Annotated in this window: 20 protein-coding genes; 11 read left to right on the plus strand and 9 right to left on the minus strand. The window is 67.5% G+C overall.

All coding sequences use genetic code 11. The features are described from left to right. Positions 1-17: 17 nt before the first annotated feature. The gene (locus AAF481_05030) at positions 18-1,229 is read right to left on the minus strand and encodes a cation:proton antiporter (protein ID MEM7480514.1); all 1,212 of its coding nucleotides are present in this window, start codon (positions 1,227-1,229) and stop codon (positions 18-20) included. A gap of 120 nt (positions 1,230-1,349) precedes the next feature. On the opposite strand from AAF481_05030, the gene AAF481_05035 reads away from it, so the two are divergent. Continuing rightward, positions 1,350-2,141: a dienelactone hydrolase family protein gene (locus AAF481_05035; GenBank protein ID MEM7480515.1), complete on the plus strand. Its 792-nt coding sequence runs from the start codon at positions 1,350-1,352 to the stop codon at positions 2,139-2,141. A gap of 137 nt (positions 2,142-2,278) precedes the next feature. Here AAF481_05035 and AAF481_05040 read toward each other — a convergent pair whose 3' ends face one another. Together AAF481_05040 and AAF481_05045 are read right to left on the minus strand one after the other, a co-directional pair. Then, positions 2,279-2,794 carry a biotin/lipoyl-containing protein gene (locus AAF481_05040; GenBank protein MEM7480516.1) on the minus strand — a complete coding sequence of 172 codons (516 nt, stop codon included), beginning with the start codon at positions 2,792-2,794 and terminating at the stop codon, positions 2,279-2,281. Between the two features lie 4 nt (positions 2,795-2,798). Further along, positions 2,799-4,349 (minus strand): acetyl-CoA carboxylase biotin carboxylase subunit, encoded by a 1,551-nt coding sequence (locus AAF481_05045; protein MEM7480517.1) that lies wholly within the window; start codon positions 4,347-4,349, stop codon positions 2,799-2,801. A 586-nt stretch (positions 4,350-4,935) separates the two neighbouring features. Here AAF481_05045 and AAF481_05050 point away from each other — a divergent pair. Beyond that, entirely contained in the window at positions 4,936-5,280 is a 345-nt protein-coding gene (locus AAF481_05050; protein MEM7480518.1) for a hypothetical protein, read from the plus strand. 291 nt (positions 5,281-5,571) lie between these two features. Here the strand turns inward: AAF481_05050 and AAF481_05055 are convergent, their stop codons facing one another. From AAF481_05055 to AAF481_05070, 4 genes are all read right to left on the minus strand, one after another. Next, positions 5,572-7,935 (minus strand): hypothetical protein, encoded by a 2,364-nt coding sequence (locus AAF481_05055; protein ID MEM7480519.1) that lies wholly within the window; start codon positions 7,933-7,935, stop codon positions 5,572-5,574. Then, the gene (locus AAF481_05060; GenBank protein MEM7480520.1) at positions 7,932-10,214 is read right to left on the minus strand and encodes a hypothetical protein; all 2,283 of its coding nucleotides are present in this window, start codon (positions 10,212-10,214) and stop codon (positions 7,932-7,934) included. The genes AAF481_05055 and AAF481_05060 overlap by 4 nt, the downstream gene beginning before the upstream one ends. Beyond that, the gene (locus tag AAF481_05065; GenBank protein MEM7480521.1) at positions 10,211-12,490 is read right to left on the minus strand and encodes a hypothetical protein; all 2,280 of its coding nucleotides are present in this window, start codon (positions 12,488-12,490) and stop codon (positions 10,211-10,213) included. The genes AAF481_05060 and AAF481_05065 overlap by 4 nt, the downstream gene beginning before the upstream one ends. 297 nt (positions 12,491-12,787) lie before the next feature. Then, a complete protein-coding gene (locus AAF481_05070; GenBank protein ID MEM7480522.1) occupies positions 12,788-13,819 on the minus strand; it encodes a DUF1573 domain-containing protein in 1,032 nt (343 codons plus the stop codon). Positions 13,820-13,946: 127 nt separating this feature from the next. Here AAF481_05070 and AAF481_05075 point away from each other — a divergent pair, with 127 nt between their 5' ends. Further along, a complete protein-coding gene (locus tag AAF481_05075) occupies positions 13,947-15,380 on the plus strand; it encodes a Mur ligase family protein (GenBank protein ID MEM7480523.1) in 1,434 nt (477 codons plus the stop codon). Here AAF481_05075 and ftcD read toward each other — a convergent pair. After that, positions 15,377-16,279 carry a glutamate formimidoyltransferase gene (gene ftcD / locus AAF481_05080; protein MEM7480524.1) on the minus strand — a complete coding sequence of 301 codons (903 nt, stop codon included), beginning with the start codon at positions 16,277-16,279 and terminating at the stop codon, positions 15,377-15,379. The genes AAF481_05075 and ftcD overlap by 4 nt on opposite strands. A 97-nt stretch (positions 16,280-16,376) precedes the next feature. Here ftcD and AAF481_05085 point away from each other — a divergent pair, with 97 nt between their 5' ends. Continuing rightward, positions 16,377-18,698: a hypothetical protein gene (locus AAF481_05085; protein MEM7480525.1), complete on the plus strand. Its 2,322-nt coding sequence runs from the start codon at positions 16,377-16,379 to the stop codon at positions 18,696-18,698. An 8-nt stretch (positions 18,699-18,706) separates the two neighbouring features. Next, a complete protein-coding gene (locus AAF481_05090; GenBank protein ID MEM7480526.1) occupies positions 18,707-19,510 on the plus strand; it encodes an RDD family protein in 804 nt (267 codons plus the stop codon). A 160-nt stretch (positions 19,511-19,670) separates the two neighbouring features. Here AAF481_05090 and AAF481_05095 read toward each other — a convergent pair whose 3' ends face one another. Next, a complete protein-coding gene (locus AAF481_05095) occupies positions 19,671-20,288 on the minus strand; it encodes a hypothetical protein (GenBank protein ID MEM7480527.1) in 618 nt (205 codons plus the stop codon). A gap of 296 nt (positions 20,289-20,584) precedes the next feature. Between AAF481_05095 and AAF481_05100 the strand changes: the two genes are divergently transcribed. The 6 genes from AAF481_05100 to atpH all read left to right on the plus strand — a co-directional run bounded on the left by AAF481_05100 (position 20,585) and on the right by atpH (position 24,038). After that, entirely contained in the window at positions 20,585-20,833 is a 249-nt protein-coding gene (locus AAF481_05100) for an AtpZ/AtpI family protein (protein MEM7480528.1), read from the plus strand. Next, entirely contained in the window at positions 20,830-21,261 is a 432-nt protein-coding gene (locus tag AAF481_05105) for a hypothetical protein (protein MEM7480529.1), read from the plus strand. The genes AAF481_05100 and AAF481_05105 overlap by 4 nt, the downstream gene beginning before the upstream one ends. 40 nt (positions 21,262-21,301) lie before the next feature. Further along, positions 21,302-22,246 (plus strand): F0F1 ATP synthase subunit A, encoded by a 945-nt coding sequence (atpB, locus tag AAF481_05110; protein MEM7480530.1) that lies wholly within the window; start codon positions 21,302-21,304, stop codon positions 22,244-22,246. Between the two features lie 175 nt (positions 22,247-22,421). Further along, positions 22,422-22,694 carry an ATP synthase F0 subunit C gene (gene atpE / locus AAF481_05115; GenBank protein MEM7480531.1) on the plus strand — a complete coding sequence of 91 codons (273 nt, stop codon included), beginning with the start codon at positions 22,422-22,424 and terminating at the stop codon, positions 22,692-22,694. Between the two features lie 104 nt (positions 22,695-22,798). Next, on the plus strand, positions 22,799-23,407 hold the full coding sequence (atpF, locus tag AAF481_05120; GenBank protein MEM7480532.1) for a F0F1 ATP synthase subunit B: 609 nt from the start codon (positions 22,799-22,801) through the stop codon (positions 23,405-23,407). A 22-nt stretch (positions 23,408-23,429) separates the two neighbouring features. Continuing rightward, positions 23,430-24,038, plus strand: coding sequence for an ATP synthase F1 subunit delta (atpH, locus tag AAF481_05125; protein ID MEM7480533.1), 609 nt, complete (start codon positions 23,430-23,432; stop codon positions 24,036-24,038). Positions 24,039-24,045 lie beyond the last annotated feature (7 nt).

Below are 24,045 nucleotides of genomic sequence, written 5' to 3' on the forward strand. Positions count from 1 at the left end.
AAGTTTTCGGCACCCTGCTAACCGAGTGGCTCTGGCCGTTCTTCGGACGATTCGGGAAAGGTCTTCGCCATCGGGCCGGCGGTCAGGCCGTGGGCGAGGATGCTGAGCAGCACAGTGCAGGTGACGATGTGGATCAAGTGATCGTGCTCGCCCTGGGCGACTCCCTCGATGATCAACAGAGCGAACAGGATGGAGGCAATGCCGCGCGGTCCGAACCATCCCAGGAAGAGCTTCTCTTTGTTGCCGAGGCCAACGCCCAGGAGCGCCAGCAACACCGGCACCAAGCGGATCAGGGTCAGGCTGAGCAGGCCGTAGAGGAGGGTCGTCGGGGAGAGATGCGGCAGCGTTTCCGGCACCAGGGCGCCACCGAACACCAGGAACACCAGCAACGTGAGGAGCTGCGATTCGGTCTCCGAAAATTCCTCGATCTGGCACAGGGAGCGGGTTGAATTGCCGAGGGCCGCGCCGGCGCAGAAGGCAGCGATGAAGCCGTTGCCGTGCACCAGCTCGGCGCCGGCAAAGGCAAGCAGCGCCAAGCCGAGACCCGACAACCGGTGGAAGCTGGGATCCATCCAGCCGGTCTCCGTCGCCCGATCCACTAGGCGGCCGCCGAGCCAGCCCACCGCGATGCCCACCAGCGGTCCGAGGGTCACCTGGAGCAGGGCGAAGCGGACCCAGTACTCCACCGTGTGGACTTCCGCCGACGCGCAGGCGATAGACAACAGCATCAACACCAGCGGCAGGGCGATGCCGTCGTTCAGGCCGCTTTCTACGTTCAGGGACTGGCGCAGGCGCTCGGGCACCCGCGGGCTGGTCACCACCGCTTGGCCGAGGGCGGCGTCCGTCGGCGCCAGCACGGCGGCGAGGAGCGCCGCTTCCCAGAAGTGCAGATCCAGGAGCCACCAGGCCACCAGCGCGCCGGCGGCGATGGTCAGGGGCATGCCGATCGCCAGCAAGCGGATGGGGATGGCCCGCTCCATTTCGAGGCGCCTGAGGTCGATGCGCGAGGCATCGGTGAACAGCACCACCACCAGGGTGATCTCCGCCAGGGTGTGGATCAGCCCTTCCTCGTAGTCGAAGGGCACGAAGCCCAGTCCGCGCTCGCTGATCAGGTAGCCGAAGGCGACGAAGACCATGGGCGGCGTGATCGGGCTGCCCGTCAGGCGGCGCGACACCAGGCCGAAGCCCAGGATGCCGGCGGCGACCACGATGAACTCGAGATTCAACATGCGGATGCCCGCACGATGTCACAGCGACCCCGGCTCGCAAACTCCGGCGAGCAAGACACCAAGTTCCCGCCGATCGGTACGGTAGGCTCGACGCCTGAACACAGAGGAGATCTACTCATCATGACGAATGCCCGATGGAACTGTTCGATGCTCGTCCTCGCCGCCATCGCAGCGGCATTGCCGGCGTTCGGTGCCCTGAAGACCGAAGAGGTCACCTACCAGCACGGCGAAACGATGCTCAAGGGCTACCTCGCCTGGGACGACGCCAGTAAAGACTTGCGGCCAGGTGTGCTGGTGGTCCACGAATGGTGGGGACACAACGAGCACGCCCGAAGAAGCGCCGAGAAGCTCGCCGAAGCCGGCTATATCGCCTTCGCCGTGGACATGTACGGCGAGGGAAAGACGACGGATCACCCGCCGACGGCTGGCGAATGGTCGCAGTTCATTACCCAGAATCCAAAGATCGGTCAGGGGCGGTTCGATGTCGCCTACCAATTGTTGTCGGAGCACCGTTTGACAGCGCCGCGCCAGATGGCCGCCATCGGGTATTGCTTCGGAGGCACCACCGTCCTCACCTTGGCCCAAGGCGGGGTGGACCTGGACGGGGTGGTGAGTTTTCACGGCGGGCCGCCGGCCTATCCGCCGCAGAAGGCCATCGGTCCGAAAATTCTCATCCTGCACGGTTATGACGATCCCCTCGCCACCCGCAGCTCGATGATTCAGTACGAGAAGGCGCTCTCCGAGGTCGACGCCGACTGGCAGGCGACCTACTACGGCGGTGTCGCCCACAGCTTCACCAATCCCTCCGCCGACGGGCGCGGAATTCCCGGACTGCGCTACGACGCCGATGCCGACTGGCGCTCCTGGAACGCCATGCTGCTTTTTCTGGACGAGCTCTTCAGCCGCCGGTAGGCGGCAAGCACCCGGTCAGCGAGAGCGGATCGGGCAGACAAAGAAGCGCTTGTCGTCGCACCGGAGGCTCAGGGTGGGGTTTTGTCACAGCGGCGGAGGGTCCGCCGGGAGGTGGACGGCGGTAAGGCTGGCGGGTGTCAGGTTTCGGCGGGGGCGATTTCGAACAGCGGATCCCCGCCGTCGACGGCGTCTCCGGCGACGACGTGGAGCTGCTTGACAACGCCGGCCGTTTCGGCCTGGATCTCGTTCTCCATCTTCATCGCTTCGAGCACCACCACCCCCTGGCCGGCGGCGACGTCGGCGCCCTCTTCGGCCAGTACGGCGACCACCCGGCCGGGCATGTAGGCCTCCACCACCGCCGCTCGGCGACCCCCGGCGCCGCCGGCGCCGCCCTCCACCAGGGCGCTCAACGGGTCGAGGACGTCCACCACCGCCGCCCGCCACCGGCCGTGGACGTGCCGGCGGTGCTCGCCGGCGCGATGAACCGCCACTTCGTGGTGGGTGCTCGCCAGGGTGCGCAGGCTCAGCAGATTGACCGCCTGCACCGCCTCGACCCGATGCTCGACCTCGCCGATCCGGACGACATACTCGTCGCCGCTTCGCTCGACGGAAACCTGTTCCTCGCGCTCGCCGTGGCGGATGACCAGCTTCACGGATTCAGCTCCATTGGGGACTGCGCAGCGCTTCCCGGCGGCCGGCGTCCCGCCACCGGCTGGGTTGAGAATCCTGCGGCGAAGCGGCGGACGAGAGGACGCGGTGGGTGGCTTCGTACTCGGCGATCGCCGCCGCGATCAGGGGGATGTCTTCGAGCTGCTCGGGGGTGACGCTGGTGGTCAAGGTGCCTTCGGCGAGCTTGCGGTCGAGCATGCCGATGTCGAGGTCGCCGGCCAGGAAATCTTCATCTTCGAGCAAGGCCGCAAACAGCGGGGCGGTGGTTTCGATGCCTTCCACGCGCAACTCCGACAGGGCTCGCTTGAGGCGCGCCAGCGCCCGCGGCCGGTCCGCCGCCCACACGATCAGCTTGGCGAGCATCGGATCGTAGTGGATGGAGACTTCGCTGCCCTCGTAAACGCCGACATCGTTGCGCACCCCTGGCCCCGAAGGCCACCGCAGGTGGCGGATAGTGCCCGGCGACGGCGCGAAGTTGCGAAAGGGGTCCTCGGCGTAGAGGCGGACCTCCACCGCGTGGCCTCGAATGACGATGTCGTCCAACTCCGGCGGCAAGGGCTCGCCCTGGGCGACCCGGATCTGCATCTCCACCAGGTCGATGCCGGTGACCAGCTCGGTCACCGGATGCTCCACCTGCAGGCGGGTATTCATCTCCAAGAAGTAGAAGTTGCCTTCGCGGTCGAGCAGAAACTCGACGGTACCGGCGTTGGTGTAGTTCACCGCCTGGGCTGCCTGTACCGCCGCCTCGCCCATCCGCCGGCGCAGATCTTCGTCGACCACGATCGAGGGCGCTTCCTCCACCACCTTCTGGTGCCGCCGTTGGAGAGAGCACTCGCGCTCGCCCAGGGAGACGGCCCTGCCGTGGGCGTCGGCCAGGATTTGGATCTCGATGTGGCGCGGTTCGAGGATCAGCTTCTCGATGTAGACGGAGTCGTCGCCGAAGCTGGCTGCGGCTTCGGAGCGGGCGGCTCGGTAGGCGGCCGGCAGCTCATCCGCCTCGTGCACCTGGCGCATGCCCTTGCCGCCGCCGCCGGCGGCCGCCTTGAGCATCACCGGGTAGCCGATTTCCGCGGCGAAGGCTTGAGCGCTCTCCAGATCCGGCAGGGCGGAGTCGCCGCCCGGTACCACCGGCACCCCGGCCGCCATCATCCTCCGCCGGCTCTCGGTTTTCGAGCCCATCGCCGCGATGGCCTCCGGCGGCGGACCGATGAACACGATGCCCCGCTCCCGGCACATCTCCGCCAATTCCACCCGCTCGGACAGGAAGCCATAGCCCGGATGGATGGCGTCCGCTCCGATCTCCACCGCCAAGTCGGCGATCGCCTCGGCCCGCAGGTAGCTCTCCCGCGACGCCGCCGGCCCGATTGGATACGCCTCGTCGGCGAGCAGTACCGGCAAGGCGGCGCGGTCCGGCTCCGAGTAAACCACCGCGCCGCGGATCCCCATCTCGTTGACACCGCGCAGAATACGCACGGCGATCTCCCCCCGGTTGGCTACCAGGACCTTCTCGAAGCGGTGTTGCGGTGGTTGCGGTGGCATGAGGCGGGGCGAATCTTAACAGTGGATGGCGCGATTCTAAGGATTCCAGGTGGGCTTGGCTCGTTGGAGCGATCGTCTCGACCTTCACGCCGAGGTGTTTGGCGATGTCACCGGACCGATGGGGGCCGGGTCCCAGGGCTGCCATCGCCCGGAGGTAGTCCTTCTCCTTGGGCGTTGTTCGCTCGAACCGGACGAAGAAGAAGTTGTCATCCAACTGCGCCATGACGGTCGCGTGTGCTGCCGAGACATTCGGTTCAGAGATCGGCGACTTCTCCGCGACGTTCCACACGCGATAGCCCCATTCTTGGAGAAAGTATGGATATCCCCGGGCGTTCTCGACGATGCGATCGAGAGCTTTGCGTCGGAAGCGAACTCCATTCTTCTCGGCCGGGATGGCCAATGCGTCCGCGGCCTCTTCGGACTCGAGCGAACCGATCTCGGGGAAGTCGAAGAGCCTTTCGGTGTAGGACTTGGCCTCACCTGCCAGTCTGGGGAGTTGGGGGAGTCCGGCGCCGGCCATGACGACCGGTAGATCGAGTTGGGTGGTCCGGTGGATCGCTGTGATGAGAGCGGAAAGTTCCTCTCGATGGAGGTTCTGAATCTCATCCACGGCCAGAAAGAACCCCGTTCCGGACTCCTGAACCGCCTCGCCTACGGCGACGAGGAGATCCGTCAGGTCCTCCGTGAGGTCGCCCGAGTCCGCCTGGCCGGCCAGTGCTTCGAAATCCAGGCTGAAGGAAGAACCGTCGGGAAGGTGAACGGAGAATCCTCGCAGGACTCGAAGGGCTTTGCGAAGGGCGTTGGAAGGCTTGGATCGATGGAGGGCGAGCAGGCTCTTGCGGAGTCGATGGGCCAGTTTTTGGCCAAAGTCTCTGTTGCTGGAGGCTTCGATAAAGGAGGCTTCGAATCCTTCCTGCTCTGCAATGCCTGAAAATCGGTTGAGCAGGACGGTCTTGCCGACGCCCCGGAGGCCGATGGCGATGAGCGCCTTGTCGGGTTTGCGAGCCTGAGCGCGGCGAAGGGCAATGCCGAATTGATCGAGCAGCGCGTCTCTACCGATCAGGGCTGGAGGCTGGGTACCGGCTCCAGGCCGGTAAGGATTGATCGCTTCGTCCATTGAGTCAAAGCTTACAAGATTTATACGGACCTTACGGACCTTACGGAGCTTACGGAGCTTACGGACCTTACGGACCTTACGGACCTTACGGAGCTTACGGACAAGCTATTGCTTGCGATATGCCAACAGCGCCAGCAGCCCGAGAGCCCCCAGTCCCGTTCCCACCAGCGCCCGGTAAAACGGGCGCCGATTCAGTCGAACCTCCACTCGGTGCTCCCCCGGCGGCACTTCGACGGCCATGCGGTGGAGGTTGGCGACCTCGATGTCGGCCGGCTCGCCGTCGACTTCGGCTTCGAAGAGCGGTAGGTGGGCGCGCTGCCAAACCAGGACGCCGCCGTCCGGTGCTTTGATCTCAGCGCGCAGGAGAGTGGGGGACTTTTCGAGAACTCGCACCTCTCCGCCGGTGCCGAAGGCTTCGGGACCGCCCTCTCCGGGAAGCACGGTGGTGGTTTGCGGGTCAAAGGTCGCGCTCCCAAGCGCCGCGCGGGCGGCATTCATGTGGGGCGCGCGCAGGACACGGCGGGCCACGAAGACTTCCGGCGCCGGGTCCACGATCCGCCACACGCGCAGGGTCTTGCCGTAGCCGGGGCGCTCGGCTACCGGCCGCAGCAGGGCTCGGGCCGCGGGCTCCGGTTCGCGGGTGAGGAGGAGCCGGTCGACTCCCCAGGAGGCGAGCAGACGGATTCGCTCGACGTCGCTGCCGGCCTGGGCCACCGCCGCCTGGGCACTGCGGCTCAGAAACGAATCGAGGCCCTCCGGCGAGGCGTTCAAGTCGAAGCGCCGTTCCCACAGCGCGCCGGTGAAGGGGTAGACCTCCTCGAAGGCGCGCCGCTCCCACCAGCGGATATGAGGCTCCGGATAGTCGCCGTCCTGCAGGCTGGCGCGGCCGAAGAGGTCGTCGAAATCGCCGTGGACGCTGAGGCCGTCGGCGGGTAGGGCCACCAACAATTCCGGGTTCTGGCGGTAGGGCTCGGCGTCGTCCATGGGCACCACCGGCGCTAGGAAGAAGAGCTGGGTCGCCCCGTGGACGGTCAGCAGCAGGGCTCCGGCGTTGGGGCGGCGGGCGGTCAGCCAGGCGGTTGCCGCCAGCAGGCCGGTGGTGAGGGTGGAGAGCAGCGCGAGGCCGGCCCAGCGGATGCGCTCGCTGGCGACGAAGGCGTCCGGCAGCTCCCTTGGCATCAGGCTTCGAAGGATCGCTGTAGCGGCCTCCGGCGCGAAGCTCAGGAAGACCCAGAGGGCGGCGGTGACCAGACCGAGAAAGCCTAACGGCAACAGCGCTCGCCGCGCCCGCCCGTTCTCGCCGAAGGCTCGCTGGTAGCCGAAGCCGGCGAGGAGCGCCGCCCCCAGGGCCACCGCCAGCCACAGCTTGATCGGGTAGCGCAGGGCGTTCGATGGCCCGAGGGAGAGGAGCCAGGCGGCGACAGGGTTGAAGCGGCCGAGGGCGAAAAACACCCCACCGCCGATAGCGAGCCAGGCCCACCGGTGACCCCCCTCGTTGGTCCATGTCCCTCGCGGGCGTCCGGAGGCCACGACCAGAGCGAGGGCCAGGATGCCCGGATACAGGGTGAAGAAGAGCGGCGGGGTGTCGGTGTAGAAGGCGTGGCCCCAAAAGGTACCAGCGCCGGTCACGTCCGGCCGTCCGAAGGCGAAGGGCAGGAGCCACTCCAGGGTCTGGCGCGGGTCGAAACTGGCGACGGACCGGAGGGTCTCGCCATAACCCCGGTGGCCGCGGAAGGACAGCGGCAGGATGCGCAGGAATTCGACGATCTGCGGCAGGGCCAACAGGGTACCGGCGGAAACGCCGGCACCCAGGAGTGCCGCCGAGCGCAGGGCAGGGCGCCGGCTTGACGACCTACCGCCCAGCCGGGCGGCGGCAAGAGCCAGGGCGAGGGACAGGGCGGCGGTCAGCGGGTCGCCGCTCACGATCAAGAGTCCCCACAGCAGGCCGCAGGCGGCCGCTGCTCGCCGGCTGCCTCGCACCGTGTGGATCGCCGCCGCGCAGAGGGCCGGCGTCAAGGCCGCCGCGGCCACCAGGTTGTAGAGGTTCAGCAGCGAGAAGGTCCAGCCGCAGAAGGTCCAGCAGGCCGCTGCCGCCCAGGCCGCCGGCGGCGGCAGGCCGAAGGCGCGGCCGAGGGCCGCCATGGCAAACGGCGCGAGCAGCAGATGCAGCCAGAAGTGGGCGTTGTGGTGCCAGAGAAGCGGTAGCCCACGAAGCAGCCAGGCGTCCGGGTAGAGGGCGACGGTGTTGGGATTGGCGAGGAGCGGCTGCCCGCCGGCGCGGTAGGGATCGATCCACGGCAGGCGGCCGTCGCGCAGGGCCTCCGCCTGCGCCGCCTTCATCTCCAGGTGAGTGTTGAAGGTGTCGCGCAGAAAAAGCGTCCGATCGCCGAGAATGAGCGGCAGAGCCCACAGGACGACAAGGGCCGCGATCGGCAAGGCGAAGAGTGAGGAGCGGGGGCGGATCGTCATCGCTCATCTTGCGCCGTTTTTCGGCGGGGCCAGGCGAGGGCGACGATGCCCAGGAGGATTGCGAAGGAGCCCGCGGCAGCTGCTTTCTCGGGGTCCGAGGAGATCGACACTTCGACCCGATGTGTCCCCGGCGGCACATCCACGCCGAGCAGCAGGAGGTCCACCGGCAGGGTCCGGAGGTCGGCACTTTCCGGCGCCCCGGAACTCTGCTCTTGGACCAAGCGAGCGCGATACAGCGGCTGGTAGGCCCGCTGGACCACCACCAGACCCCCGTCGCTTTCCACTTCGAAGACGATGCGGTCCGGCTCCGCCGATACCTCTCGCACCGTGCCGTTGCCTTGCTCGATCGGTTCCGATGCCGTCACGGTGGCGGTGGGATCGAGCGTTCGGCTGGCGTGGACGAAGGCGTCGGCGGCCTGCGCTGCCACCACCCGCTGCGGCCACCACAGGAAGGGGGCAGGATCCTCGACGGCGTAGAGAGTGGCCGGAAGGCCCGGTCGCAGTTCAGTTCCCTCGCCGCGCAATCCCCTGGCCGGAGGATCGCCGAGGGCAATGACCGCATCCACCCCCAATCGCCGCAGCCAGCTTGCACGCTCCGCCATGGGGAGGGTGGGTAAATAGAGCAAGAGCGGCGTGTGGTTGGGAACCGCCAGGCCGTCGAAGTCCGCCGCCAGCGGGTACTGGTAGCCGCGCAGGACTCCCGGGACGCGGTCGAGATCGCGCGCTCCCAGGCGCAGCCGGCTGGTCACGGCGGAGTCCTGCGGCTGATAGGCGGCGCCGGAGCGGAAGGGGTCGTCCGCCGCCGCCGGCACCAGCGCGGCGCCGGCCGGCAGGTTCTCCGCCCAGGGCGAAGGCTGGCGGTAGGGCGCCGTGTGGTCGGTCATCACCAGGGGTCCCAGAAACAGCAGGGCGAGGAGCTGGGCGAAGGCCAGGGCGACCTTCGAGGGCCGCTCGACCGCCGCGCCGCAGGCGAGCAGCAGGACGGCGAGAAAGAAGGCCGAGGTGCCCAGCAGGGTGGCCTGCGCCGGCGCCGCACCGGCAAGGCTCGTCCAGGGAGCGAGGAGGCGTTCGCCGGCCACGAACATCGTCATCGCCAGGGCGAGAGCGAATCCGGCACCGACGCGACAGGCGGTGCGAAAGCGCTCCGGATTCGCCAGCGCTCCGCCGATCCCGTAGGCCGCCACGAGGGGCAGGGCCAGGGCCGGCCAGAACAGCAGTTTCTCCGGATAGCGGAAGAGACCGCCGGAGACGAAAGCGAGGATCGGTTCCCCGAAGCAGGCGCCGAGCAAACCCATTCCTGCGAGCATTGCCCAGCCCTTGGCCCTGCGGATTCCGGCGACAGCAAGGGCCAGGGCCGGGGCGCCGAAGTAGAGGCTGAGGACCAACGGCACCCGGGGCATCGCCGCGTCGCTCCAGAACCCCTGAAGCCCAAGATCTCCGGGCCGCCCGAAGGGCAGGGGCAGGGCGAGTTCGAGCAGACGCAAGGGAGATAGCGCATAGAGGCCGGCCGCCGCGCCCTCGGCGCCCATGACCGAGCGGAAGGTGAAGGGCAGAATGCGCAGAAAGGCCACAATCTGGGGCAGAGCGACCAGCGCTCCGAGGCCGGCGATGGCCGCGGCGATGCCGGCTCCTCTGGCGAGCCCGTGGCGGCCGATCGCCAGGCCGGCAAGGGGGACGAAGCCCAGGGCGACGATCTCCGGCGCCCCGGCCAGGAGCGCCATACCGCAGGCGAAGCCCCCCACCGCGACGCCGCTCTGCTGGCCGCGCACGCCTCCCCACAACACCAGCGGCCACCAGGCGGTAACGGCGATGATGTGGTGGAAGGAGAGGGCCGTCAGCGTCCAGCCGCCGCCGGCATAGGCCAGGGCGGCAACCACCGAGCCGGCACCGTCCAATCCCAGCGCACGGGCCAGCAACGCCATGGCCGCGAAGGCGAGAAGCCAATGGAGGGCGATGTGCAGGTTGAAGGCATTCCACACCGGCAACAAGCCGTAGAGCAAGTTGCTGGGGTAGAAGGCCGCCGCCTGGGGGTTGCCCCGGAACGGCTGTCCCAGGCCGCGGCCAGGCTCCAAGGCGGGGATCCGCCCTTCCCGCAACTGCTCCGCCCCAAAAGCCTTCAAGGGAAGGTGCACATTGAACACGTCGCGGTAGTAGAAGGTGCGGTGACCGGTGGCGAGGGGCACCGTCACCCACAGCCAGACGCCCAGCGCCAGGGCGATGACCACCAGCACGCCCCGCCGCTCGTCGAAGCGCCTCCGCACCTCCTCGGGATGGCTCATGGCCGCCTCCGCCAGCGGCGCGGCCGTGCGATCCAGCCGGCGGCGAACAGGGTGAGGAGGGCCGGAATCGCCGCCGTCACCTCCGGCCAATGGGCCACGTCGAGGATGACCCGGTGGCTACCCGCCGGCACGGCGATGCCGGTGAGGGTCAAATCTACCGGCAGCACTTCGAGAGGTGCGCCGGAGGCGCCATCGATGCGCGCTCGCCAGAGCGGGTGATAGGAGCGCTGCACCACCACCAGACCGCCGTCTCCGGAGACTTGCAGCACCCACCGGTCCGGTCCGGTGGACTCCACCGTGACCGCGCCGAGTCCTTGCCTTCGGGGTGCAGGCACGAAGGCTACGAGGGTGGGGTCCGTGCGCACCGCCACCGAACGCAAGGCGTCGAGAGGACCTTCGACCGCTGCGAGGCGCTCCGGCCACCAGGCTTCGGGCGCGGGGTCGTCCACGGCGAAGAGGGTCGTGGGAACGCCGGCCCGCAGGGTTTGGTCCAGTCGTTCCAAGCCGAGATCCGCCGGTTGGGGCGGCGATTCCGTCAGCACCGTGGCTTCGATGCCCAGGGTGCGCATCCAGGCGAGGCGCTGCGACCAGTCCATGCGGGCGAGGTTGAAGGTCAGGAAGGCGAAGTACTGGGAACTCAAGCCCTCAATGTCCGGATAGAGGGGGAAGGTCAGGCCCCACAGGGCGTTTGGGGCCGGCGCCAGGTCCGCTCCTTCGAGCCGTTCGAGGACCGCCTTGGAAGGGCCCTCCGCGCGATAAACCGGCGATGGGTGCCAGCGGGGAAAGATCAGGTGGGAAGTGAAAACGTTGGTGCGTTCCGCGGAGCGCAGCCGCTCGGCCCACTCCTCAGGCTGCCGATAGGGAGTTGTCCAGTCGGTGCGCAGCAGCGGCGCAAGCTGCAGGACGGCCAGGAGTTGAAGGGCGATCAGTGCCGCCGCCCAGCGCCGGCGCGCGGCGATCACCGCCGCGATCCACAGCCCGCCGCCCAATCCCAGGCCCAGCGCCCATATTCCCGTTTGGGCGCTCACCAGGTCGGCCGTCAGGGCGCCGCTCTCCGGTGCGAGGGCGGCCAACCGAGTGCGCGAGGCCAGGAGCACGCCGGCCAGGGCGATCATCACCGCGCCACCCGCGGTGGCGAGTCGCCCGCGGGGGCTCTCCGCCAATACCCGCTCCAGGCCCCAGCCGGTAAGCAGGGGCCAGGCGAGGGCGTAGAGCACCAAGAACTTCTCCGGATACCGGAACATCCCAAAGGTGAGGGCGATCAGCAGGTCGCCGTTCCAGCCGGCGATCCAAGACAGCAGCAGTCCCGCCGCGGCGATTCCCGCCCACAGGCGATGGCGTGGGGCCGCCCGGAAGGCCAGCCATAGGGCCGGAATGCCGCAGTAGAGGGTCAAGAAGAAAGGCAGCTCCGGCGCCACGTCCGCCGCCCAGAATCCGGTGGGTCCGAAATCCAGTGGCCGGCCGAAGGGAAAGGGTAAGAGCAGTTCCAGGAAGCGCCGCGGGTCGAGGGTGTAGCTCACCGCCTGGCTGGCGATCAGTCCGTGGCCGGCGCGAAAGGTGAAGCCGCTGACCCGCAGGGTCGCCACGATCTGCGGCAGGGCGATGACTGCCCCGACCGCCCCGACGGCGAGGGCGGTGAGGGTGCCTCGCCGAGGCCCATGGCGCTCAAAGGCGGCGGCCAGAGCAACGGCGCCGCCGAGGGCCGCCGTCACCGGCTCTCCGCCGAGGAGCGCCAGGCCGCAGGCGGCCCCGCCGAGGGCGATGCCCCGCCGGCCACCGCGCAGCACCCCGGTGAGCACCAGCGGCCACCAGGCGGCGACGGTGATCAGGTTGTAGAAGGACAGGCCGGAGAGAGTCCAGCCGCAGCCGCCGTAGGTGAGCCCCGCCAAGGTCGCGGCGGCGCGGCTCTGGCCGAACTCCCGGGCGAGCACGAACATTCCGAGGGCCGCCAGCAGCCAGTGCAGGGCGAAGTGCAGATTGAAGGCGCTCCAGAAGGGCAGCGCCAGGTAGGCCAGGCGATCCGGATAGAAGGCCTGAGCGCTGGGATTGCCGCGAAAGGGCTGGCCGAGCCCCCAGACCTCGTTGAACGCCGGGATCCGCCCTTCGGCGAGCTGCGCGGCGCCGTAGGACTCGAGTAGGAAGTGGTTCGAGAAGACGTCCCGGAAGAAGAGGGTGCGTTCCCCCAAGGCCAGGGGAATCGTCCAGGCGAGCCACAGCAGCAGAGCGGCGGCCTGGACGATACGAAGGCGGCGCGTGGCCGCGGGGTTCGAGGTCATGGCGAGAGCGCCATTCTCTAATAGCAAGTTGCTGAAAAGGGCTTCGCCCTATGATTTCAGCTTCCTTGCTAGGTTTTTCCTCGAGGGGGCTAGGCGCCCCCTCGCCTGAAAAGTACTGATTTTTCAGGCTCATCCCATCCTCGGCGGCTGCGCCGCCGCCTCGTCCGGGGGCGCCCAGCCCTGCGGGCTCGGAGCAGGGTGCGGCGACTTCGAATCAAACAGAAAGGGCCGGCACCGCACGGTACCGGCCCTCGATGAATCACCTGACCGAAGGAGATTGGCCTCCTTCTCTGAGCGTCAGATGGCAGTGCCGCGGAGGGGCACCTCGATCATCGGCTTGCGCTCGCTGTCGGTCCGAATCTGGATGGTGCCCTCGAAGTCGCCCTTCGGCATGTCCGGGGAGAGCGTCACTTCCAGGCTGAATCGGCGGCCTTCCTCGATCGGAGTGATCTTCAGATCCACGCCGGGCACGTTGGTCTCGGCGGAGGTCAGTTCGATCTCCTCGTTGGCGAAGGAGCGGATGACCATGCTGGCCTCGTTCTGCTCGGCGATGGCGATGTCCCCGAAGTCCGCTTCCTTCGGCGTGATGGCGATCATCGGCCGCACGAAACCGGATACCGGCACCTTGAGAATCGGCTGGTCCGGATGGTTGGTGTGGATGGTCACGTAGTCCGCCAGGGTTCCCACCGGCGCCTTGTCGTAGTCGAGGGTGAAGACGAAGATCCACTGGTTGCCGACGGCGTTCTCCCGCGGTTCGTCGTCCTCGGTGGCCTGGGTGTAGGTCACGTCGAGGAACGGATAGGGCGAATCCACCTTGAGCACCTGGAGATCATCGAAGGTGCGGGTGAAGAGAATCTGCTCCACCGATCCCGGATCGCTGTGCTGAGCCTGGATGAACCGCGCGAAGCCCGGCTGCACGAACAGATAGGGCTGGACGTCGGCCTTGATCGCCAGCTCTAGCCGCGGGTTGGCGGGATCATTGGTCAACACCGTGATGCCCTTGGAGATGGGGCCGGCGAAGGTGGTGGTGTCGAGCACCGCGTGGATCTTGCCGGAGGCGCCCGGGGCGATGGTCTTGTCGAACTCGGCGATGGTGCAGCCGCAGGCCGGGCGCACATCGACGATCATCAGATCCGCGGCGCCTTCGTTGCGGATCGAGAAATCGTGAGTGATCTTCTCGCCCTTGGGGGTGACACCGGCATCGAAAACCGGCTTCGGCAGCACCACCTGCGGCTGATCTTCGGCGAGGGCGCTGGGAACAAAGGCCGCGCCGGCTAGCAGGACTGCGGCGCAAAGTGTCAAAATGGCGGGGGTCTGAGCGCGATTCATGACCAATACTCCTTCAGGTACGTAACGAGGCTTCACCAGCAAGCTTCATCCACACAGTCGTTTCATCAACACATTGGGGCGAGATGAAAGTGTCTAAATCTTCAAGATCCGTGGGGCTCCGTCGCCGGTGAGCGGTACGCCGCGGGATCTGTACTTCATCGCAATCGGGGGCACCGGTATGGCGCCGCTCGCCTGTCTTCTGCAAGAGCAGGGCCACCGGGTACGCGGCTCTGACGGACCGCTCTATCCGCCGATGAGCACCCTGTTGGAGAACGCCGGCATCACACCCCATGTCGGCTGGGATCCGGCACACCTCCATCCGGCACCGGACCTGGTGGTGGTAGGAAACGCCGTGCCGCGCAGCAACCCCGAAGCCGAGGAGATGGAGCGGCGGGGCTTGCCGCGCCTCTCCATGCCCGAAGCCCTGGGGCAGTTCTTCCTCGTCGAACGGCGCCCGCTGGTGGTGGCCGGCACCCACGGCAAGACCACCACCACCTCGCTGGCGGCCTGGGTCTACACCGCCTGCGGCGGGGATCCGGGTTACCTGATCGGCGGCGTGCCGATCGGTCTTCCGGGCAGTTTTCAAGTCGGCGCCGGTGAGCGTTTCGTGGTGGAGGGGGACGAGTACAACGCCGCCTACTTCGACCGCGGCGCCAAGTTTCTGCACTACCGGCCGGAGACGGCGATCCTCACCTCCGTCGAGTACGACCACGCGGACCTCTACCCGGACTTCGATTCCCTGCGCGACGCCTACGGTCGCCTGCTGGAGCTGGTGCCGGACACCGGCCGAGCGATCCTGTGCGGCGATTCGGAAGAGGTGCGGCGTCTGGCGCCGCGGTCCGGCGGCGAGGTGGTGTTCTATGGCATCGGCGAGAACAACGACGTGCGCCTGGAGGGCGCCATCGAAGCGGCGGCGGGCGGCGGTACGCGCTTTCGGGTGCGCGATGAGGCGGGGGTTTACGAGGTGTCCTTTCCGATGACCGGTACCCATAACGTCGAGAACGCGCTTGCCGTGTGGGCGGCGGCGCGCGGCGACGGCTATTCGCCGGAGCAGGTAGCGGCGGCCCTCGCCGGCTTTCGGGGAATCCAGCGGCGACAGCAGGAGATCGGCACTGCCGGGGGGGTGACGGTGGTCGATGACTTCGCCCACCACCCCACCGCCGTCGAGCGCACCCTGGAGGGACTCCGCGCCCGCTACGGCGACCGCCCCTTGACGGTGCTGTACGAGCCTCGCAGTCTCACCGCCGCCCGCAGTTTCCTGCTCGACGCCTACCGGCGGGCGTTCCGGACGGCGGATCGGGTGTTGATCGCGCCCACTTTCCACGCCGGGCGCCTGGCGCCCGAGGAGCGGATCGATTTTTCGGCTCTGTCGGCGGAGCTGTCGGCACCCGGTGAGGCCGCGGCCCGGGCGTTCGATTCGATGGACGATCTCTTGGAAGCGGCGCTCGACGGAGCGAGAGCCGGCGACGTGCTGGTGACGATGTCGTCCGGTTCCTTCGACGGGATGCCGCGGCGATTGTTGGAAGGGTTGCGGGCGCAACCTGTGGGTCCGGCGGGTTAGGCGCCGGCGTCTTCCAGCGCCCATTCCACCACCTGGTGCCGTTCCAGGCGGGGCAGCCGCAGGTCGCGAGCCAGGTCGGCGAGATCGCCCTCCACCGCATGAGCCGGCAAGAGGCCGATCAGTTCGCTCTCATCGACCTCGGCTCCCGCTTTCCGCGCCCGGCTCTGCACCGCATCGAACAGCTCTCGCAGAGTCGTCGCCCGGGTATCCACCAGGTTGACGCTCACCTGCGCCCGCCGCCGGCTTTCGAGGGCGAGGCCGAGGGCTCGCACGCCGGCCAATCCGCCGGCGGCTTCCCGGATCTCCGCCGCGATGCCGCGCGCCAGGGCCAGATCCTCGCGGCTCAGTACGAAGTTGAAGGCGATCAGGAAATCCCGCGCGCCGATCACCGTGGCGCCAGCGGACGGATGCGGCCGTCGCGGGCCGAAGTCCGGCTCGCCGCCGGGTACTGCGAGGCGCTCGGCGAGTCTCTCGAAGCCCCCCCGGCGGACCTTCGGTAGGCGCTGCCGCTCCGGCCGCCGGGCCGCCTGTTCGTAGAGCAGTACCGGCAAACCGAAGCGTTCCGCGACGCGCCGGCCGAGGACCTCGGCAGCGGCGACGGCATCGGCCATCGGGCGGCTGGCCAAGGGCACGAAGGGCACCACATCCACGGCGCCCAAGCGCGGGTGGACGCCCCTCGGCCGTCGGAGATCGACTTCTTGAAGCGCCCTCTCGTAAAGGGCGAAGAGGGCGTCGATCAACGGTTCCGGTTCGCCGGCCAGGGTGAACACCGAGCGATGGTGGTCGGGATCCGAGGTTCGGTCGAGCAGCCAAACTCCGGGGCGGTTCACGGCCCTCGCCAGGCGGTCGATGACCTCCGGCCGCCTTCCTTCGCTGACGTTGGGAATCGATTCGAGCAACGGAAGGAGATTAGCAGCCGCGGCTTTGGTACGATGCGATCTCCGGTCGTCGGACCGAAAATTCCTTTGAGTTTTTCTTTGGGCGAGCGATCCCGCTATGACCTATTCTGGAAATCCCGCTCTCGCGCCTGATGTTCGCCAGCGCATCCTCACCACCTTCGAGCAGACCCTCGATCTGGCGGAACAGGGAAGCCGCAAGGAGGCGATTCTCGGTTGCGACTTCATCCTGAGGATGGATCCGCGCTTCCAGCCGGCGCGGGATCTCCTGGCCCAGCTCAACGACACCACCGGGCCGCTCGATGTGGCCCCCTACCGGGGCGCTTTGGACGGTGGGTCGGGAGAGGCTGCGGCCGATGGTCCCTCTGAGCCGGAGACGCTGGAGCCGAGCCCCGACAAGGCGCGCGATGCGGAAAGTCTCTTTGGCGATCTCGATGAACTGGACCTGGGCGACGAACCGCCGCCGCCCACCACCGTCGACGAGTTGGAAGCGGCTCTGTCGGCGAAGCTCGCCCGGCGCGACTTTTCCGGCGTCGCCCATCTCGCCGAGCGGTCGCCGCAGGAACTGCTGGCGCACCCGCGGGTGAGCGCGGTGGTGGAAGCGGCCGCCTCGCGCCGCGAGTCGGCCCCTTACGTTCAGAAGTTCCTCGAATCCGCCCGCCAGGCGGTGGATTCCGGCAACGTCGAAGAGGCGCGCTCCTTTCTCGACAAGGCCCATCAGCTCGACCCGACGCATCCCGGCCTACAGCCGCTCCTCGATCTGGCGGCCTCGCGCCAGGCGGCGGCCGCTGAGCCGGCGGAGGAGGCGGATGAGATGTCCGGCTGGGATCTCTCGGTGGAGGAAGAGGAGTCGCCGACAGCCGCGCCGGGGTTGGGCGCGGCCCCAACAGCCGCTGCGCCGGAAGCCGATCCGCTGGAACTCGAACCGCCGCCGCACCTCGAAACGCCCACGGCCAGTGTGCCTTCTCCCTCGGTGCCGGCTGCGGAAGCTCCCGGCAGGGCCTCTTCATCGACCACCCGCTCCGAGGGCGCGGAACGCATCGCCGGCCTGCTGGCCGAGGGGCAGGACGCCTTCGATCAAGGCCAGTACCAGACCGCCATCGACGCCTGGTCGCGAATTTTCCTGATCGATGTGGATCACGACGAGGCGTCGCGCCGCATCGAAGAAGCCCGGCGCCTGAAGGCCGAACAGGAACGCAAGGCAGAGGAGTTGTTCCACGATGCGGTGGGGCGTCTAGAGGCCGGCGACAGCGCCGGAGCGCAGAGTGGACTGCAAGAGGTGCTGGCCCTGCAGCCGGGCCATCTCACCGCCAAGGAGTACCTGGAACAACTCGCCGAAGGCGGCACTCCGGTAGTGGTGCGGCGCGACCAGCGGCCGACCACCGGGCCGTTCCAGAAGCCGGACCTCTCCTCCGGCGGTCCGGTCGTCGCGGCGCCGTCGACGTCGCCCGCTTCCGGTCCCGTGGCGGTGGAGGATCCCTCGCTGCCGGAGATCGAGGGGGGGGCGGACCTGCCCCTCGGCGCCGGGGTACCCACCGGCACCGTTCCGTTGCCCCCACCGAGCGCCTCGCTGGAGGTGGAGTCCCCTCCGACGGCACCGCCGCCGCGAGCCAAGGCGGATGGCGGCGCCGGGCGGCGCTTTTTGCTCATCGGAAGCCTGGTGTTCGTGCTGGCCGTCGCACTGCTCTATTTTCTCTACCTGAACCGCGGCCGTTTCTTCCCCAACGCGCGCGAGGAAACGACGGTCACCCAAGCGGCGGAAGATCCCATCGCCCGCGCCACCTCGCTGTACGAGGAAGGCCAAACGGATGTCGCCCTGAACCTGCTGCGCCGCATGCCGCCGCAGGCGCCTCGCTATGCCGAGGCGCGGGCGTTGATCTCCCAATGGGAGGCCGCCGAGCAGGCGGCGCAGGCGGCGGCCGAAGAGGTAGAGCCGGAGCCGGTGATTGACTTCGAGCGCCGCCAGCAGTTGATCGACGAAGCGCGCCGCCGGTTCGCCGGCGGCGAAGCGATCGCGGCCCGCGAACTGCTCGCCGAGGCGAAGAACATGGCGCCCTTCGAGGGCGAAGAGTTGGACTTCGAGCGCTCTGTCGATCAGCGGCTCGAGCCGCTGGAGCGCTACGTCGCCCTGTATGAAGGCGGCGACTATGAGTTCGGCCTGCCGGATCTCTGGCGGATGCACTCCAACGACCCGGACAATCCGGACGTTCGCCGCTTGATCACCGGTTCCTACTACAACCTGGCGGTGACGGATCTACAGCGGGGCGACGCCGAGTCGGCCTACGAGAAACTCGGCGAGGCCCTGGGAGTGACTCCCGGAGATCCGGTGCTGGAGCGACATCATCGTTTCGCCGAGGCCTATCAGGACCGCACCAAGGACCTGCAGTACCGCATCTACGTCAAGTACCTGCCGGTACGGTGAGGCGGTAAGTGAACGATCGCCGCGACGAACCTTGGCTGTTCGATCTCGACTTCGGAGACTCTTCCAAAGAAGAGCAGGAGGAAGACGAGGCGGGCGTAGACGAACCGAGCGTGGCGAGCGAGGAGTCCCAAGCCGCTGCCGCGGACGAAGCGCCCGCTCCCGCGGACTTCGCCTTCGGCGAGGAGTCCGCTGCGCCGCGCGATTCCTTTCCCTTTGACGATCCTCCCTCCGAACTCCCGAAGCCCCTGAGTCCCGACGAACTGCCGCTGTTTTCGGATCAGCCGTCAGAGGCGGTGACCGCCGTTCCTGCGGCGGCGGAATCACCCGCAGCGCCGGTCCTGCCGCTCGCAGACGACGGCGAGCCGGCCGCTGGTCCGGTGCCGGTCGAGGCCTCCGCCGAAACATCGGCCGGCGGCGGGATCGCCGCCTTCCGCGAGCGGGCGGTGGCGGTGGCGGTCGACGGCCTCCTGTTGGTGACGGTACTCGGACTGTGCCTGCTCGGCTCGATGGCGGTCGGCGGCCCCGGCAGTCCGTTGGCCCACGCCCTGCCCTTCGGCACCTTTCTGGTGGTCTTCTCCTTCGTCTACTCGGTGGTCAGCCTGGCCTTCTGGGGACAGACTCCGGGAATGGCGATCGCCGGAGTGGTGGCGCGGGCGCCGGGGGATCAACCGCTGACCTTCGGCCAGACCGGCATGCGCTGGCTCGGCGGGTTGTTGACGGTAGCCCTCGCCGGACTTCCTTTCCTCCTCTCCCTCACCGGCCGTTCCCTGGCGGACCGCCTGAGCGGCAGCGAGACCTTCCAGGTTTCCTAGCTGGATCGACCTAGGCGGTGCGTAACGGCGGCGCTCTGCTACTTGAGCAGAGCGCTTCCGAGCCCGAAGGGCGAGGCGACGCCAGAGGCCTCGAGGAAGGGGGTGAGCCTCCAAGAATGACCCTTCTTGGAGGCGAGGGGGCGGTCCCGCGTGCGGGCGCCTAGCCCCCGTGAGAACGCAGATAGCGGGCGACCGCCCAGGCCATCCACAGGTTGGCGACGAACGTTGTCAGGGCGAAGACCTCCAGCGAATAGCCACTCGGCCAGAGGGCCACCAAGCCGCCGCCCTGATAGAGCAGGCCGTAGGGCCGAAAGGCGCCGAGGGACAGGCCGCCCACGGCGTAGAAGGAGTGGCCGAGCAGCAACAGCCAGAGGGCCGGCAGCGCCCAGGCCAGCCCGGAGGTGAGAAGCAGCGCGGAGAGTGCTGCGGCGATCAGCGAGGTGTTGCCCTGCACCCGGAAGACCCAGCGCGACAGGCCGCCTTGGCCTTGGGCGGTCGGTCGGCCGCTGCTGAAGATGACCGCTCCTTCCACCGCGCCTCCGGCGAGCACCGCCACGGACCAGAGAATCAGCGAACCGGCGTAGCCGAAGGATTTGTGCACCGTGGTCGTCGCCAGGGCGGCCGCCGGCAGCAGGACTGCCCAGGCGATCCACGACCAGGGGCCTCGCAGGTAGGGTCGGCTGGCCTCCTCGAAGCGCGCCCGCACCTCGTCCAGGCCTTCCTGTCCGGAGGGGTCGGAAGAGCTGGCGAAGAGCGGATCGTATTCGGAAGGGGGCATGGTCGTCGGCCTCACGAGATCATACGTCCTGGCCGCGGCTCCGTTGGTCCGCGATGCCCGACGGGCGGGGTTGACCCTGGCTTTCGGCCGGTGATAGTTTTCTCTCGCCGGGACGGTGGTCTGGAAGGCGTTCGCCTCGACCCCAAACACCCCCGGAAAAACCAGCCGATCTCAGCGGGTATCCACTTCAAGACGACGACCACGGCTCGGAGACCTCCTCTGATCCCTCTTCGTCCGCCCCGCTCCAGGTCTCAGTCGCTCGCGATGGCTGGCGTTCATTGAGGAATTTTCGACGCATGGCGAAACGGACCCGCTCACCGGGCATGCGCTACCTCGGTATCGGTTTCGAGTTGGCGGCGGCCGTAGCGGGACTGACGCTTCTCGGTTTCTGGATCGACCGGCACTTCGGGAGTGAGCCGTGGGGCTTGCTGATCGGGTTGACGGTCGGTTTGGTCGGCGGTCTGTACAACCTGGTGCGAGGGACGTTGTCTTCGCTCAGGCGCGATGCCGAGCAGGCTTTGCCCTTGGATGAGGAGCGTTCGTGACGGATTCCGACGACGTGGGTAGTCCGGTGTCCCGGCGAATGCTCCGGTTCGCGCTCCTGGCGGCAGCGATCGCCTGGGTGATCGGGCTCCTCGGTTGGCTGCCGGTGCGCAACTGGGTGGGAGATGTCGGCCCACCGGCCCTGTGGGCCGCCTGCGCCGCCAGTTGGGTGGCGTCGATGGTCGGCGCGCTGCCGATGGTGGTGGGCCGCCGCGCCGGCGAACCGATCGTGGTTCGAGCGCTGGCCGCCACCGGCCTGAGGTTGATCACCACGCTGGTTCTTGGGCTGGTGTTCGGCGTCGGCTTCGGGCTCGAGCCGCGAGTGCTGCTGGTCGGTTTGGCGGTCAGTTACGCCGCCCTTCTGGCGGTGGACACCTGGTTCGCCCTCGGGCTGGCGAAGGCGGATTCGGCGGTGGGTTCAACGAAGTAGCGGGACGGAAGCTGCGAATACTGATGAAGGTGAACGAGAGATGAACCTCTTGAGTCTTGGACAGCACGGCTTGAAGCTCGACGGATGGGATCTGTTGGCTCGGTTTGGGTTCTCGCGGCTCGGTATGGGCTCGGGAGATCCCATCGATCACGTCGTTCAGCACCCGCTGCACACCGAGGAGGCGCATCTCGGAATGCTCACGCCGAACGGCGTGGTCACCCTGCTTTCGGATCAGATTGTGGTGATGATTCTCGCCGCCCTGCTGCTGATGATTTTTCTGCCCCTGATGGTGCGCAAGCGCAAGGGCAGCGACGAGGTCGGCCGGCTGGTGCCCGCCGGCGGCGCGAATTTGATCGAGTCCGTCTGCCACTACCTGCGCAAGGACATGGCCGAGCCGTTGCTCGAGGACTACACGGACCGCTTCATCAAATACATCTGGACCGTATTCTTTTTCATCCTGACGATGAACCTGCTGGGCCTGTTGCCCATCGCCGCCATCTCGATGGGGCTTTTCGGAAAGCACATCGGCGGCACGCCGACGGCCAACATCTGGGTCACCACGACCCTCGCCCTGACTACCTTGGGCATGCTGATCGTCAATGGTCTGCGGCTGGGCGGCCTCGACTACATCAAGCACTTCAATCCAGGTCCCTGGTGGATGGCGCCGCTGCTGGTGCCCCTCGAACTGGTGGGGCTGGTGGCCAAGGCGGCCTCTCTGGCGATCCGGCTGTTCGCCAACATGGTCGCCGGCCACATTTTGCTGGCGGTGCTGCTGGGCTTCATCATCTCGGTGGGCTCGGCGTCCGGCGCCGCCGCCGGCTTCGCAATCTCGCTGCCGGTGGTGGCCGGCAGCGTCGCGATCAATCTCTTGGAAATTTTCGTCGCCTTCCTGCAGGCGTACATTTTTACGTTTTTGACCACGTTGTTCCTCGGTATGTCGGTGATTTTCCACCACGAAGACCATGCGGAGGCGCACGCTCACTGATGTGAAGAATGTTGCGGAGGCCTTGGCCGAGAACGTCGGCGAAGGTGGAAGTGACTCGCACTACGAGGTCGATCGGAGGGGTCGGCCCACGGTTGACCAAGAAAGGAATTCTGGAGAGATGAGCAAGAAAGCTGCAAAGGTCGCATTGGCCATGTTCGTCGTGGGCTTGGCTCTGATGTTCGTGCCGACCCTCGCCGCCCAGGAAGCGGGTGGAGTGACCACCGGACTCGGACTGCAGAAGCTGGGTGGCGCCATCGGTGCCGGCCTGGCGGCGATCGGCGCCGGTATGGGTATCGGTCGCATCGGCGCCGGTGCTGTGGAGTCCATCGCCCGTCAGCCCGAGGCGACGGGTCAGATTCAGACCGCCATGATCATCAGCGCCGCGCTGATCGAGGGCGCCGCGCTGTTCGGCGTCGTCGTCGGCATGCTCGCTGTGACGGCCGGTTGATTCAACGCCGTTTCCGCGGGGCCGACGGAGGATCGGTCGGCCCCGGCGGCCATCCATTGAGGGCGCCTTCGAGGAGAGGGTGCCGTGTACAAGGGCATGGTGCTATGCGCAAGATCGAGACATTCTCGATGATCCGGCGGTGGTCCCTGATCGGGCTGTCCTCGCTGTTCCTGGTGGCCCCCGTGTGGGCGGCCGAAGGGGGCGGGGAATCCGGAAGTCTGTTCGCCGGCGACCTCGGCAACATGATCTGGACCCTGGTCATCTTCGTGATCCTGCTGGTGGTTCTCGGCAAGTTCGCCTGGGGGCCGGTTTTGAACGGACTCCAGTCGCGCGAGCAGTTCATCTTCGACTCTCTGGCCAAGGCCAAGGAAGAGCGCGATCTCGCTTCGGCCAAGCTGGCCGAGTACGAGGAGAAGCTGGCCCAGGCGCGCTCTGAGGTCGAAGAGATTGTGGACGAGGCCCGGCGCGATGCCGCCGTGCTTCGCCAGCGCGAGGAAGAAAAGGCCCAGGAAGAGGCGCAGAAGACTCTCGAACGGGCCAAGCGGGAGATCGAGATCGCCAAGGACACGGCGGTCAAGGATCTCTACTCGCGAGCGACCAGCTTGACCGTCGATGCGGCGTCGCGCATTTTGAAGCGCGAGCTGACGCCGAACGATCACGAGCAGCTGATCGCCGAGTCGATCGCCGCCATCGAGAAGATCAACCCGAACTGAGCCGGAAGGTCGAGGAACGAGCATGTCGAGCTTCAGTGACGACCAGATCGCCGTGGCGCAGGTCTACAGCAAGGCCATGCTGGCCCTAGCTCAACAGGCGGAGGCACAGCAGGCCGGCGCGGTCGATGACCTGCGCGAGGAGCTGCAGTCCATTGCCCGTCTGATCGAGCGCGATGAGACCTTTCGCGCCTTCCTGTCGTCGCCGTTGGTCGACTCCGACAAGCGGCGGGAAAGCTTGGAGAAGACCTTCCGCGGCAAGGCGAGCGATCTGCTGGTGGACTCCCTCCAGGTCTTGAACCGCAAGGGCCGCATCCACCTGGTGCCGGCCATCGCCTTTACCTATCGCCAGGAGTTGAACCAACTCCAGGGGCGGGTGGAAGCCCGGGTGATCTCGGCGGTGGCCCTTTCCGACCCGCAGCGCGAGCGGATTCGCGCGGCGGTCAAGGGAGCCACCGGCAAGGATGCCACCCTCGATGAGCAGGTCGATCCCTCGCTGATCGGAGGCATGGTGGTGCAGATTGGAGATCAGAAGGCCGATTCGAGCGTCGCCACGCGCCTAACCAACTTGAGCGACAAGCTCCTGAACCGTGCATCGCGCCAGATTCATCGCGGCGCGCACGTCGAGAACTGAGGAACCG

It is taken from the genome of Acidobacteriota bacterium (genome assembly GCA_039030395.1).
Lineage (GTDB): Bacteria > Acidobacteriota > Thermoanaerobaculia > Multivoradales > JBCCEF01 > JBCCEF01.

Coding starts and splice junctions, on each gene's coding strand:
- AAF481_05030 (MEM7480514.1), bottom strand. CDS start 1,229: ATGTTGAATCTCGAGTTCATCGTGGTCGCCGCCGGCATCCTGGGCTTC.
- AAF481_05035 (MEM7480515.1), top strand. CDS start 1,350: ATGACGAATGCCCGATGGAACTGTTCGATGCTCGTCCTCGCCGCCATC.
- AAF481_05045 (MEM7480517.1), bottom strand. CDS start 4,349: ATGCCACCGCAACCACCGCAACACCGCTTCGAGAAGGTCCTGGTAGCC.
- AAF481_05050 (MEM7480518.1), top strand. CDS start 4,936: ATGGAGGTTCTGAATCTCATCCACGGCCAGAAAGAACCCCGTTCCGGA.
- AAF481_05055 (MEM7480519.1), bottom strand. CDS start 7,935: ATGACGATCCGCCCCCGCTCCTCACTCTTCGCCTTGCCGATCGCGGCC.
- AAF481_05060 (MEM7480520.1), bottom strand. CDS start 10,214: ATGAGCCATCCCGAGGAGGTGCGGAGGCGCTTCGACGAGCGGCGGGGC.
- AAF481_05065 (MEM7480521.1), bottom strand. CDS start 12,490: ATGACCTCGAACCCCGCGGCCACGCGCCGCCTTCGTATCGTCCAGGCC.
- AAF481_05070 (MEM7480522.1), bottom strand. CDS start 13,819: ATGAATCGCGCTCAGACCCCCGCCATTTTGACACTTTGCGCCGCAGTC.
- AAF481_05085 (MEM7480525.1), top strand. CDS start 16,377: ATGACCTATTCTGGAAATCCCGCTCTCGCGCCTGATGTTCGCCAGCGC.
- AAF481_05095 (MEM7480527.1), bottom strand. CDS start 20,288: ATGCCCCCTTCCGAATACGATCCGCTCTTCGCCAGCTCTTCCGACCCC.
- AAF481_05100 (MEM7480528.1), top strand. CDS start 20,585: ATGGCGAAACGGACCCGCTCACCGGGCATGCGCTACCTCGGTATCGGT.
- atpB (MEM7480530.1), top strand. CDS start 21,302: ATGAACCTCTTGAGTCTTGGACAGCACGGCTTGAAGCTCGACGGATGG.
- atpE (MEM7480531.1), top strand. CDS start 22,422: ATGTTCGTGCCGACCCTCGCCGCCCAGGAAGCGGGTGGAGTGACCACC.
- atpF (MEM7480532.1), top strand. CDS start 22,799: ATGCGCAAGATCGAGACATTCTCGATGATCCGGCGGTGGTCCCTGATC.
- atpH (MEM7480533.1), top strand. CDS start 23,430: ATGTCGAGCTTCAGTGACGACCAGATCGCCGTGGCGCAGGTCTACAGC.